Source organism: Ruegeria sp. F11, assembly GCF_056533855.1.
The window spans coordinates 204,945-216,637 of record NZ_JBQFOW010000008.1; the positions used below are offsets into that span (position 1 = coordinate 204,945).

The window sequence follows — 11,693 nt, forward strand, 5'->3', positions numbered from 1 at the left end:
GCAGCCGCTTCTGAGACACGCCCTTCGAACCTTCCGTTCACGGCGAGCGCGAAACCATCGGCTGACTGAAGTCACGCAATGCGAACAAAGAACAAATTCCGCTGTTGCACAAACGGTCGCTTCTAGAAAATTGATTGCGTCGAAACACTTGGCTCGTGACAGGACTACCTCGTTTGAGCTTTATCCGTGCAGCCCTATTGGACAGGCCCGGAAACGCGGTCCTGTCTCGGGGAACGTCCGAATTTGCGGGCATATTCTCGTGAGAATTGAGCCGGGCTTTCATAGCCGACCCCGTAAGCAATCTCTGAGATCTTTGAGCCGGTGGTTTGAAGCTCATTCCGGGCCTGAAGCAAGCGCAGGTCTTTCTGGTATTGCAGCGGCGAGGTTCCCGTGACGGCCTTGAACTGTTCAAAAAAGGCCGAGCTGCTCATACCCACGCGCCCGGCAAGCTCTCTGACGTCAAGGGGACTAGCCAGATCTGACCGGATTTCGTGCGTTGCCGCGAAAATTCGGCTGGACGTGTTTTCGTGCCACACCAGTTTTTGCAGCGTGCCGCCATGTTGCCCGATCAGCAGGCGGGCATGGATTTCCCGCGCGGTGATCGGCGCCAGCATGTGGCGCGTCTCTTCGGTTTCACACTGCTGAAAATACCGCAACAGGGCGCTCTTCATGTCATCATCGGTGTCGGCGAGGCAGATCGAAAATGGATCCGACACGCGATGGGTGGATGACTGCGGCAGGGACGCGGCAAGGGCGCGCAAGATATTCAGATCAAGAGGGAACACGAGCGCGACATAGGGGCGTTCTGGGCTGGCCTCGGTAATCCTTGAGACAACCGGCAGCGCGTTGCTGACGATCAGCGACTGCCCGGCCCGCACGGTCAGTGTTCTGGTACTGGTCCCAACCTCTTTGGCGCCTTGCAGGACCGCGCATAACAGCGGGCGGTAGACATTTGCGTCATGTTGCGTGGTCGACGGGTGGGTCAGAAAAACCGTCCCGCTTTCCTTATGTGTCAGCGCACCTTGCACGATGCCTGCTTGGTCAAGCAGTGCCCGAACATAGTCCAATAGAGTCCGAGGTCCCATGACTGCCTCCTGTCGTTGCCCGACCGTTAGCACAGAAGCAACCAACGCTATTACTGAAAATTCTCATTTCTGGAGGATTAAGCAAGAAAAGCGGAAAATACTGAAAGATACGTCGCCTTTAGATGGATATTGTGTGTTTATAAACTTGCGGAGCAACAACATGAAAACCATTCTGATCACCGGGGCCTCATCCGGCATTGGCGCGGCAACTGCCCGACACTTCCAAGCGAATGGTTGGAATGTCATTGCCACCATGCGCAACCCTGCGGACAGCGCGGATCTGGGGACTTTGGACAACGTGCATCTAACCCAACTGGATGTGACGGATTCAGACTCAATCGCATCAGCTGTGGGCGCTGGCATCGAACGGTTCGGGCAGATTGATGTGCTGCTGAACAATGCGGGTTACGGCGCTTACGGGGCGTTAGAGGCCTTTTCGATGGATCGCATCCGGCGTCAGTTTGACACCAACGTGCTTGGGTTGATGGAGGTGACCAAAGCGGTTCTGCCTCATTTCCGTCAGAACCGGTCGGGAACGGTCATAAATATCTCTTCCATCGGAGGACAGATCACCTTTCCACTTGGCGCGCTCTATCATGGTACCAAGTTCGCGGTAGAGGGGCTTTCTGAGGCGCTGCATTACGAATTGGAGCCGCTTGGCATTCGTGTCCGTATTGTCCAGCCGGGAATGATCCGGACCAACTTCGGCGGCAGCTCTTTCGATTTTGCGATGGATGAGAATCTGCCGGATTACGCGCCTATGGCCGAAGCCATGGGGCGTCTTTTTGGCAAGTTGGCCGCGACCCCTTCTGAACCGGAAACTGTCGCGCAGGTCATTTGGGATGCGGCCAACGAGACCGGAAACCGCCTACGTTTTCGCGCAGGGCCTGATGCCGAAGAATTGCTCGATGCGCGCAAACAACAGGATGACGAGACGTTCATCGGTGGCCTCAAGCAAAAAATGGCACCCTGAGGGGCGGCTTAGCCCTTCATAGAAAACGAGGATGATCGATGTACCGCAAAGCAATCGATAAAGGTGGTCTGGCCGTTGTAACCGGGGCCGCAAACGGTGTCGGCAAGGCCGCGGCCCAACGATTTATTCAAGACGGTCTGGGGGTTGTACTGGTCGATCTGGCTGGTGAGGCCTTGGACAGGGCCGAGGCGGACTTGCGCGATCAGGCCGGGGCGTCCGCAATTGTTCAGCCGGTTCCGACGGATGTTACTGACGCCAAAGCTGTGAATGCCTTGGCGGATCAAGTCTTTGCTCTTGGCGAGGTGGCTGTCCTGATGAACAACGCCGGTATCGCGGTGCCGTCCGGCAGTTGGGAAAACGCGGAAAACTGGCGAAAACTGTTAGAGGTCAATCTGTTTGGCGTCATGAACGGCGTACACGCTTTCCTGCCGCGTATGATCAAAGCAGAGCGCCCGGCTGCGGTGATCAACACCGGGTCAAAACAGGGCATCACCACACCGCCCGGAAACCCCGCCTATAACACTAGCAAAGCCGCCGTGAAGGTCATGACAGAAATGCTGGCGCATGATTTGCGACAGGCCGAAACGGATATTACCGCCCATCTGTTCGTGCCGGGATTTACCTATACGGGTATGATTGAAAAGTTCATGCCGGAAAAACCCGCAGCCGCTTGGACAAGCGAAGAGGCAGTTGACTATCTGCTGAAGCGCATGTCGGACGGGGATTTCTATATACTTTGCCCGGACAATGATGTCTCCGAAGAGCGCGACCGCAAACGGATTGAATGGGCCGTGGGCGATATTATCAATAATCGCCCGGCTCTTTCACGATGGCATCCCGACTATGCCGATGCCTTTGCGGCGCACGAGGCCTTGGAATAGTCGAACCAAACAAGAGACCGTCAAAAAGCACCGAGCGTGCTGATGGATGGAGGGAGAAAGACTGTTGTGCATCCAACAGGGCTCATTTGAAACTGATCGGACGAAACCGGGTGCTGTGCCCGAACCTTAACAATCGGACCTTCGTACGAAGCGCAGTATCAAATACTTTGGGCTGTCTAGCACAATCGGTGCAAAAGCAGCAGCTAGATTCGTGTCCTCAGATCGTATTCCGAGGACGTCTCGAAGCGGACCTTCATTTGTATGTGGTGATGCTGCGTTGCAGCCGGTTGAAATGGGTTTGGTCCACGATCGCACAATCCTCGGGCAATCAAATTCGAACACAGAGACAGTCGCGTGACAGCTGCTGACGGCGTTTTTGGCAATAGTCCACATGGCGTCTACGACGACCAGCAGCTTCTCAGCGTCGAAACTGAAATTCGGCCACGCTTACAGCAAACGCAAGACCTCCTCACTGATCCAAGGCTGACATTCACTGCAGCCTATCAATTTCCCTGATTGCGCGCTTCCAGCCGTTCCAGATTTACAACGGTGGAAAGCATCAGGCGATCGTGGCTCCAATCCTCGGTCTGACGCACGGATGCCGAACCGACGGCAAGCACAGTTGCCAGCGACAGGGTCAGCCCAAGGAAAACAGCAGGCAATTGTGCGGTTGCCTTTGGTCCTTCGGTCAGGGCAATCACGCGCTGGCGCAAGGCATGCTTTGCTTTTGGTCCGTTCACCAAAGCGACGTGAAGAATGCGCGGGCTTTGCAGCTTAACCGAGCGCGTACAGTAGTCCAGCAAACAGGCCGTATAGTCCGTTGTATCAATCCCTTTGCGCGAGACGACAGATTGATCGCAGGCCAATTCGCGAAGCCGATCAAACTGATGCTTCATTGCCAGATAAGCCGGGTTCCAGAAGAGTAGAGGGCGCAGAAGCTCGAAACCCAGTTCCCACTCCACGTCCAGTGCGCGGATATGCTGGAATTCATGCGCCAGTGCAAAGCGCAGGTCACGCGGCGTATTCAGCAAATGGCTTGGCAGCACCACATGACGACGGCGCAGGCCGCGCACTGCGAATGGCACGGTAATACGGTCCGACAAACGAATGTCCACCTTGGCGGACTGCCGCCACAGAAAGCTGGTCTTTACTGACTTACGAATTGCCAGAGCGTTGCGCACGACCCGGATTGCCAGGACCGCCGACACCACTGCAAGTGCCACCAACACGCAAGTTACAACCACGTAAGTTCCGGAAAGAACGTGATCCAACCAGCGTCCGCGTGTATTCAGAAGAGCTTCGAACTGCGCAGCCGGCATGGCAATGTCGCCGCGCAGATAGGCCGCCACGGCAATATCCCCAAGCGCGACAACGCGCCCCGGCCATATCAGACCGACAACAGCCGAGACACCCATGGCCAGAACCGGGCTCACAATAACACAGATGCACAGTGCTTTCAGGGAACGAAGCTGAGCGACAAAGCCATGGCGCAACGAAGTACGCGCCAAGGTCGCACGGGCCGCCAGCCAGATGAGCGCTGCCAATCCAAGCACAACATTGAACTCGAGAAACGCGTCGAGAACCGGTTTAACCGCTGTCATTTTGCAGTCTCCTCTCTACAAGTGCTCGAATTTCCTCCAGATCATCTTCTGTCAGTCCCGCATCGTCGACCAGCCTTGCGACCAGTGTCGCGGGGGTGTCGTCGAACAAGGTCCGGGAGAGATTTTGCAGCGATCGCGACTGGTACCTGTCCTTTTCCAGCAGCGGTCTGTAGATCAGTGACTTGCCATTCTTTTTACTTTCAACGAACCCTTTTTCGTCAAGGATACGCAGAATTGTCGCGCCTGATGTGTACGCCAGATTGCGTTCAGGTGGCAGGCGATCAAGGACATCCCGGACCGAACCCTGACCAAGCGCCCAAAGCTCGTTCATGAACTCCAGTTCCACTTCGGTCAGAAGGTTTGTTGTCTTTTTCTTTCGCATCGATCTTGGTGTCGTCATTTTTTAGTATGCCTGACAGACAAGCATCCTTTCGCTGTTTCGCAAAGCTTAAACTTTCCAGAAGACGAAGACGCCCCAGCCGATGGACAGGAAAAGAGGTGTCCAGACCGGCTGGCCCACCAGCCCGAGCCAGGCCAGGAAGATATAGGCCGATCCCAGCAGAGTGATGAACAACCGATCCCCCAGCGTGGTGGTCAGGCCAAGCACACCGCGCCGTTCAAGGCCGTCGCGGAACTTGAACCCTTCCAGCACGCCGATCAAGGCGATTGCCGAGAAGATACCCACGAATACCGCCAGCGTTGCCGGGGTCCACGCCATCCAGAAATCGGGCCACAGAGGGGCAGTCCACGAGAACCCCTTTTCCTCTTGTTGGCCGACACTGCCCCATCCGGCCTGTTGGGCAGAAACCATCGACGGCAACAAGGTAAGAGTGAGAAAAAGTTTACGCATATCGAACCTCACACACGTCCCATCGCGAAACCGCGCGCGATGTAGTTGCGGACAAACCAGATGACGATGGCACCGGGGATGATGGTCAGGGTGCCTGCTGCCGCCAGCAGGCCCAATTCGTACCCTGCGCTGGATGCGGTGCGGGTCATCACGGCAGCGATGGGTTTGGCCTCGACCGCGGTCAGGGTTTTGGCCAGTAGCATTTCGACCCACGAGAACATGAAGCAGAAGAAAGCCGCTACGCCCACGCCCGCTTTGATGTTGGGCAGGAAGATCGTCACGAAGAAGCGCGGGAAGGAATAGCCGTCGACATAGGCTGTCTCATCCAATTCTTTGGGGATGCCGCGCATGAAACCTTCCAGAATCCACACCGCCAACGGCACATTGAATAAGGTGTGCGCCAGCGCGACGGCCAGATGCGTGTCAAACAGCCCAATCGAGGAATAAAGCTGGAAGAACGGCAGCGCAAACACCGCAGCCGGGGCCATCCGGTTGGTCAACAGCCAGAAAAACAGCTGCTTGTCGCCCAGAAACCGATAGCGCGAGAACGCATAGGCCGCAGGCAGCGCCACACAGACCGACAGCACCGTGTTCAGTGTCACGTAGGTGATCGAATTGATATAGCCCCAATACCACGTCGGGTCCGTGAAGATGGTGATATAATTCTCCAGCGTAAAGGTCTGGGGAAACAGGGAAAAGCCCGACAGGATCTCGTTCGTGGTCTTGAAGGACATCGCCACCAGCCAGTAGATCGGCAACATCAGGAACGCGATATAGAGGATCGGGATGAGGGATCGCTTCTTCATTGCGCGTCATCCTTTGTCATCAGAGTGTAGAAGACCCAGCTGACCAGCAGCGTGATGGCGAAATAGATCAGGCTCATCGCGGCTGCAGGGCCAAGGTCGAACTGTCCCAGCGCGATCTTCACAAGGTCGATCGATAGCAAGGTGGTTGAGTTGCCGGGGCCGCCGCCGGTCAGAACGAAGGGCTCGGTATAGATGTTGAAACTGTCCATGAACCGCAGCAGAACGGCGATGGTCAGGACGGTCTTCATCTTGGGCAACTGGATGTAGCGGAAAACCGACCAAGGGCTGGCCCCGTCGATCTTGGCCGCTTGGTAGTAGGCATCCGGGATCGATACAAGACCCGCATAGCACAGCAGCACCACCAGCGAGGTCCAGTGCCAGACATCCATCACGACGATGGTTATCCACGCCGACAGCGGCTGTTGGGTCATGTCATAGTTGATGCCCAGAACGTCATTCAGGAAATATCCCATCAGGCCGATTTTCGGCAGGGTGAAGATGTTCCACATCGAGCCGACCACGTTCCAAGGGATCAGCATCGGCAAGGCCATCAGCACCAGGCAGACCGGCACCCAGAAGCCTTTTCTTGGCATCGACAAGGCGACGATGATGCCCAGCGGCACCTCAATCAGCAGGATCAGGAAGGTGAACAGGAATTGCCTACCGAGGGCTGCTTGGAACCGGTCCGAGCGCAGGATTTGTTCGAACCAGCCCAACCCCTCCCAGAAGAACTGGTTATTGCCAAAGGTTTCCTGCACCGAGTAGTTGACCACCGTCATCATCGGCACCAGCGCGTTGAAGGCGACCAGCGCCAGCACGGGCAGCACAAAGAACCAGGCTTTTTGGTTTTCGGTTCTCATTGCGCCCGCTCCTCGGTTGCGATCCAGCCGTCACGATAGACGCGGGATTGTTCTTGTTTGAATTGCAGGAAGACTTGTGATCCGGGTTCGGGCACGCTGTGTTCGGTCACGGCCTTCAGGGCGGTGTTGCCGACCATGGCGCTGACCACAAAGTGGCGGCCAATGTCCGAAACTTTGGTCACATGCGCCGGGATGCCGGTGTCGCCAAATCCCACATATTCGGGTCGGATGCCAAGATCGGTGCGACCCCCGTCGCCGTGGGTCGGGCCTTCCAGCATGACCTCATGTCCTTCGAACAGGGCGCGGTCGCCTTTGGCCTCGCAGGGCAGAACGTTCATGCCGGGCGAGCCGATGAAGTGGCCGACAAATGTGTGCTGAGGACGTTCAAAAAGTTCAACCGGCGTGCCGATCTGCACGACCTCGCCTTCCTGCATCACCACAACCTCATCGGCGAAGGTCAACGCCTCGGTCTGGTCATGGGTCACGTAGATCATCGTGGCTTTAACGCGCTGATGCAGCTCTTTCAGCTTGGACCGCAGTTTCCATTTCAAATGCGGATCGATCACGGTGAGAGGCTCATCGAACATCACTGCGTTCACGTCATCACGGACCAGACCGCGCCCCATCGAGATCTTCTGTTTGTTATCCGGGCTGAGGCCGCTGGCGCGGGTGTTCAGCATATCCGTAACGTCCAGCATCTCGGCGATCTCATCGACGCGGCGCTTGATCGTTGCCGGGTCAACGCCCCGGTTCTTCAGCGGAAAGGCCAAGTTTTCGCCCACGGTCATCGTGTCGTAGATCACCGGGAACTGAAAAACCTGAGCGATATTGCGTTGATCAGGTGGCAGAGCGGTCACGTCCTGACCGTCGAACAGAATCTGTCCTTCGGATGGAGTCAGCAGGCCTGAAATGATGTTCAACAACGTGGACTTGCCGCAGCCCGAGGGCCCAAGCAGCGCATAAGCACCGCCGTCGCGCCACGTCACGTCCACTTCTTTCAAGGCGTAATCCTGCGGACCTTTCGGCGTGGGGAAATAGCTGTGTCGCAGGTTTGAAAGCTTGATCTGTGCCATGTCAGGCCACCCTTTGGCCATCTTGGCCGAAATACCGGCAATGCGCCGGGTTCATGTAGAAACTGTGATCCTCGCCCACCTGATAGGGATGCACGCCAGCGGCCAGAGACACCCAGTCATCCGCCCCGTGCCGGAAATGGGCGCTGGAATCCGAGCCCGACAATTCGGTCACGATCACGCGTCCGGTCAGTTCCACGTCAGCATCGGAAGTGCGGAACGGTGTCACCCGGTGGGGGCGCACGGCGACCATGTAATCTCCGTCAGCCATGTTCGAGACGGTCCAGCCGCCGCCGCCCGCAAGCTGCGCCCGCGCGCCGGATACCGTGATGCGTGCCACATTGATCGGCGGGTCCGAGAACACCCGGGCGGCGGCGATGTTTTCCGGGTTGCGATAGATGTCTGCGGTGGGACCGAACTGCGTGACTTGGCCATCGTCCATCAACGCGGTGTACCCCCCCAGCAACAGCGCCTCTTCCGGCTCCGAGGTGGCGTAGACCACGACAGCACCGCGCCCGGCGAACAGATCGGGCAGCTGCTCACGCAATTCCTCGCGCAGCTTGTAGTCGAGGTTCGCCAGCGGCTCATCCAGAAACACCGCACGGCTTTCCTTGGCAATTGCGCGGGCCAGTGCAGTGCGTTGCTGTTGCCCGCCCGACAACTCATGCGGGCGGCGGTTTAGCATCGGGCGCAATTGCAGCAGGTCGGCAGCCTCTTCAACGCGGCCTTCGATCTCGGACTGTGCCATGCCTGCCACGCGCAGGGGCGAGGCGATGTTGTCGAAAACACTCATATGCGGGTAGTTGACGAAGAATTGGTGCACCAGACTGATCTGCCGTTTCTGCGTGTTCAGCCGCGTGACGTCCTGCCCATCCATGAAGACCTTGCCCGAGGCGATCGGGTCCAGCCCGGCCATCATCTTGATCAAAGAGGTCTTGCCCGATCCCGTTGCGCCCAGCAGCACGTTGAAATGGCCGGTCTGCAGCGTCAGGTTGGTGGGCTTGATATGGATGACATTGCCAACCCGTTTGGTGGCATCTTGAAGTTCGATCATGTCCGTGGATTCCGGTCCTTCAGTGCCGCGCACTGGTCGTGGGGTGGGGATGCCGCGCACGGCACCCCCGGTTGCTAGGGCTTACTGAGACTGCCAGCGCTTGACCAGTTCGTCATAGTTGACAGTCTGGCCTTGCGGCTTTTCGTTCTCAAGCTTGGCCTTGGGCGAGCCCGGCTTTTCCAGCCAGAAGGCGGCATCCTGCGGCTCATTCAGGCGCGGGCCACAGCCGCCATAGACGTTGGCGGCCTCGTCCGCGGCCTGCATCCGGGCCATGGTGATGTCCATCTCTTCTGCCAGACGGTCCATCGCCTCTTGCGGGGTGAACGCGCCCGAGTTCACGTCACCGATCTGCTGCCACCAGATCTGGGCCAGCTTCGGATAGTCAGGCACGTTGATGCCGGTCGGCGACCATGCCACGCGGTCAGGCGAGCGATAGAACTCGACCAGACCACCCAGCTTGGGTGCGCGTTCGGTGAACGACTCGTGGTTGACCGAGCTGTCGCGGATGAAGGTCAGACCCACATGGGACTTCTTCACGTCAACAGTCTTGGACGTCACGAACTGAGCATAGAGCCAAGCCGCCTGAGCACGATCCGCAGGGGTCGATTTCAGGAAGGTCCACGACCCCACGTCCTGATACCCAACCTTCTGGCCTTCTTCCCAGTAGGGGCCATGCGGGCTGGGCGCCATCCGCCACAGCGGCGTGCCTTCGTCATCCACGGTGTTGTTGCCTTCGGACTTCGGCTTCACCATGTCGGCAGTAAAGGCAGTGTACCAGAAGATCTGCTGGGCCACGTTGCCTTGGCTGAGTGCCGGCAGCGATTGGTAGAAGTCATAAGACGCCGCACCCGGAGGCGCATAAGCCCGCAGCCACTCATCCCACTTGCGAATCGCATAAACCGCAGCCGGGCCGTTTGCAGCACCCCCGCGCGAGACGGATGCCCCAACCGGGTTACAGGTGCCCGCTTCCATGCGGATGCCCCATTCGTCGACCGGAACACCGTTTGGCTCACCTACGTCACCGGCACCTGCCATCGACAGCCACGCATCGGTCATACGCCAGCCCAGGTCAGGCGCACGTTTGCCGTAGTCCATATGGCCATAGATCGTAACGCCATCGACTTCTTTCACGTCGTTGGTAAAGAACTCGGCGATGTCCTCGTAGGCTGACCAGTTGACCGGTACACCAAGGTCATAGCCGTATTTCTCTTTGAATGCGGCCTTGTTGTCCTCATCATCGAACCAGTCCTTGCGGAACCAATAGAGGTTCGCGAACTGCTGGTCGGGCAGCTGATACAGTTTGCCGTCCGGGCCGGTGGTGAACTGAATGCCCATGAAGTCATCCAGATCCAGCGTCGGCGAAGTCGTCGCCGCCCAGTCGCCTTCCATCATGTCGGTCAACGGATAGGCCAGTTGCAGGCGCGAATGCGTGCCGATCAGATCGCTGTCATTGACATAACCGTCATACAGGTTCCGGCCAGTCTGTAGCTGGGTCTGAACGGCCTGAACCACTTCGCCCTCGCCGAGGATCTGGTGGTTGACCTTGATTCCGGTGATTTCCTCGAACGCCTTGGTCAGAACCTCGGATTCGTAGGAGTGCGTCGGAATGCCCTCGGACAGGACGTTGATTTCCATGCCCGAGTAAGGTTGAGCGGCCTCGATGAACCACTTCATCTCGGACAGCTGTTCATCCTTCGTCAGTGTCGATGGCTGGAACTCGTCGTCGATCCAACGTTGTGCTGCGGCTTCGTCGGCCCAAGCAAAACCATGGCCCGCAATAACGGCAGCTGCCGCCACTGCGGATAGTAGATGTCTGCGCATCTGTCTCCTCCCAAAGATTATGTGATCCGGTGCAGACCGGATGACGATTAGCATCGGCGATTTTTCGCACCTCTGTCAAACTAAAATTTTAGTAATAGAGAGGCACCTCTTTAAACATATGATAAAAATCACTTTTTTTGAATCTGAAGTTGTTAGCAATTGAAGCATTTTCCGATCAGCTATTGCCCGTAAATGTCGAAACCACCGCAAGAAGGTGCTGTCAGATGAATTCTGAACCAGTCTCAGTTTGCCACGGAAACCGTGAACCTAACCGGAACAAAGTTGACGCCACTCAGCGAGAGCGGCGGTACGTGTCAGTTTGAAGATGCCTCGGCTGGCTAGCGATCTTTCCTGATTGAAGTGATTGTTGACAGAGGTATGGACGGAGGCGAATTTCTGCAAACTTCGCATGCGCCTGAAACGCTGCATCGCGCGTTCGCGTCGTCGAAACGGAAGGTGCCAATTCTCAACGCAGTTGCTGAGCCACCTGCCGGTTTTCTGTTTTTTGACGGCACCAATTCTAGGTTTTTTTCAACATTCGACGAATATCTTTGTGCCGTAGATATGGGCCTAATCAGACACACGTTATACCAGCAGCATTCGATTCTAGACTCGTGGCTGAAAAGCGCCCCAAGTTTGATCGTTCAGTACTTCGATTCGGAAGGGTTACATTCCTTTTGGCGACGCTTTCC

Annotated in this window: 11 protein-coding genes and 1 pseudogene; 2 read left to right on the plus strand and 10 right to left on the minus strand. The window is 57.0% G+C overall.

What is annotated here, in order from left to right:
* Positions 1 to 194: 194 nt before the first annotated feature.
* Positions 195 to 1,085, minus strand: coding sequence for an AraC family transcriptional regulator (locus tag ACR0NJ_RS12675; RefSeq protein WP_480817498.1), 891 nt, complete (start codon positions 1,083 to 1,085; stop codon positions 195 to 197).
* On the opposite strand from ACR0NJ_RS12675, the gene ACR0NJ_RS12680 reads away from it, so the two are divergent.
* Together ACR0NJ_RS12680 and ACR0NJ_RS12685 are read left to right on the plus strand one after the other, a co-directional pair.
* Positions 1,084 to 2,058 (plus strand): SDR family oxidoreductase, encoded by a 975-nt coding sequence (locus tag ACR0NJ_RS12680; protein ID WP_480817499.1) that lies wholly within the window; start codon positions 1,084 to 1,086, stop codon positions 2,056 to 2,058. The genes ACR0NJ_RS12675 and ACR0NJ_RS12680 overlap by 2 nt on opposite strands.
* Before the next feature lie 38 nt (positions 2,059 to 2,096).
* Entirely contained in the window at positions 2,097 to 2,939 is an 843-nt protein-coding gene (locus ACR0NJ_RS12685; protein ID WP_480817500.1) for an SDR family NAD(P)-dependent oxidoreductase, read from the plus strand.
* A 503-nt stretch (positions 2,940 to 3,442) separates the two neighbouring features.
* Here the strand turns inward: ACR0NJ_RS12685 and ACR0NJ_RS12690 are convergent.
* The 9 genes and pseudogenes from ACR0NJ_RS12690 to ACR0NJ_RS12730 form a co-directional block, all read right to left on the minus strand.
* The gene (locus ACR0NJ_RS12690) at positions 3,443 to 4,540 is read right to left on the minus strand and encodes a M56 family metallopeptidase (RefSeq protein ID WP_480817501.1); all 1,098 of its coding nucleotides are present in this window, start codon (positions 4,538 to 4,540) and stop codon (positions 3,443 to 3,445) included.
* A complete protein-coding gene (locus tag ACR0NJ_RS12695) occupies positions 4,527 to 4,922 on the minus strand; it encodes a BlaI/MecI/CopY family transcriptional regulator (RefSeq protein WP_480817502.1) in 396 nt (131 codons plus the stop codon). Before ACR0NJ_RS12695 ends, ACR0NJ_RS12690 begins: the two co-directional genes overlap by 14 nt.
* Before the next feature lie 66 nt (positions 4,923 to 4,988).
* On the minus strand, positions 4,989 to 5,390 hold the full coding sequence (locus tag ACR0NJ_RS12700; protein ID WP_480817503.1) for a DUF2160 domain-containing protein: 402 nt from the start codon (positions 5,388 to 5,390) through the stop codon (positions 4,989 to 4,991).
* A gap of 8 nt (positions 5,391 to 5,398) precedes the next feature.
* On the minus strand, positions 5,399 to 6,196 hold the full coding sequence (locus ACR0NJ_RS12705) for a carbohydrate ABC transporter permease (protein ID WP_480607990.1): 798 nt from the start codon (positions 6,194 to 6,196) through the stop codon (positions 5,399 to 5,401).
* A complete protein-coding gene (locus ACR0NJ_RS12710; protein WP_480817504.1) occupies positions 6,193 to 7,056 on the minus strand; it encodes a carbohydrate ABC transporter permease in 864 nt (287 codons plus the stop codon). The genes ACR0NJ_RS12705 and ACR0NJ_RS12710 overlap by 4 nt, the downstream gene beginning before the upstream one ends.
* Positions 7,053 to 8,129: an ABC transporter ATP-binding protein gene (locus ACR0NJ_RS12715; protein WP_480817505.1), complete on the minus strand. Its 1,077-nt coding sequence runs from the start codon at positions 8,127 to 8,129 to the stop codon at positions 7,053 to 7,055. Before ACR0NJ_RS12715 ends, ACR0NJ_RS12710 begins: the two co-directional genes overlap by 4 nt.
* A 1-nt stretch (position 8,130) precedes the next feature.
* Positions 8,131 to 9,180 (minus strand): ABC transporter ATP-binding protein, encoded by a 1,050-nt coding sequence (locus ACR0NJ_RS12720; RefSeq protein WP_480817506.1) that lies wholly within the window; start codon positions 9,178 to 9,180, stop codon positions 8,131 to 8,133.
* An 81-nt stretch (positions 9,181 to 9,261) separates the two neighbouring features.
* Complete coding sequence (locus ACR0NJ_RS12725) at positions 9,262 to 11,001, minus strand: ABC transporter substrate-binding protein (RefSeq protein ID WP_480817507.1); 1,740 nt, start codon at positions 10,999 to 11,001, stop codon at positions 9,262 to 9,264.
* 267 nt (positions 11,002 to 11,268) lie between these two features.
* Positions 11,269 to 11,520: pseudogene (locus ACR0NJ_RS12730) on the minus strand (DDE-type integrase/transposase/recombinase); the annotation flags it as partial.
* Positions 11,521 to 11,693: the final 173 nt, after the last annotated feature.

What these genes read in the sequence shown, in the direction of transcription:
- ACR0NJ_RS12715 (WP_480817505.1), bottom strand. Translation starts at nt 8,129, where the DNA reads ATGGCACAGATCAAGCTTTCAAACCTGCGACACAGCTATTTCCCCACG.
- ACR0NJ_RS12725 (WP_480817507.1), bottom strand. Translation starts at nt 11,001, where the DNA reads ATGCGCAGACATCTACTATCCGCAGTGGCGGCAGCTGCCGTTATTGCG.
- ACR0NJ_RS12690 (WP_480817501.1), bottom strand. Translation starts at nt 4,540, where the DNA reads ATGACAGCGGTTAAACCGGTTCTCGACGCGTTTCTCGAGTTCAATGTT.
- ACR0NJ_RS12695 (WP_480817502.1), bottom strand. Translation starts at nt 4,922, where the DNA reads ATGCGAAAGAAAAAGACAACAAACCTTCTGACCGAAGTGGAACTGGAG.
- ACR0NJ_RS12680 (WP_480817499.1), top strand. Translation starts at nt 1,084, where the DNA reads ATGACTGCCTCCTGTCGTTGCCCGACCGTTAGCACAGAAGCAACCAAC.
- ACR0NJ_RS12685 (WP_480817500.1), top strand. Translation starts at nt 2,097, where the DNA reads ATGTACCGCAAAGCAATCGATAAAGGTGGTCTGGCCGTTGTAACCGGG.
- ACR0NJ_RS12705 (WP_480607990.1), bottom strand. Translation starts at nt 6,196, where the DNA reads ATGAAGAAGCGATCCCTCATCCCGATCCTCTATATCGCGTTCCTGATG.
- ACR0NJ_RS12675 (WP_480817498.1), bottom strand. Translation starts at nt 1,085, where the DNA reads ATGGGACCTCGGACTCTATTGGACTATGTTCGGGCACTGCTTGACCAA.
- ACR0NJ_RS12700 (WP_480817503.1), bottom strand. Translation starts at nt 5,390, where the DNA reads ATGCGTAAACTTTTTCTCACTCTTACCTTGTTGCCGTCGATGGTTTCT.
- ACR0NJ_RS12720 (WP_480817506.1), bottom strand. Translation starts at nt 9,180, where the DNA reads ATGATCGAACTTCAAGATGCCACCAAACGGGTTGGCAATGTCATCCAT.
- ACR0NJ_RS12710 (WP_480817504.1), bottom strand. Translation starts at nt 7,056, where the DNA reads ATGAGAACCGAAAACCAAAAAGCCTGGTTCTTTGTGCTGCCCGTGCTG.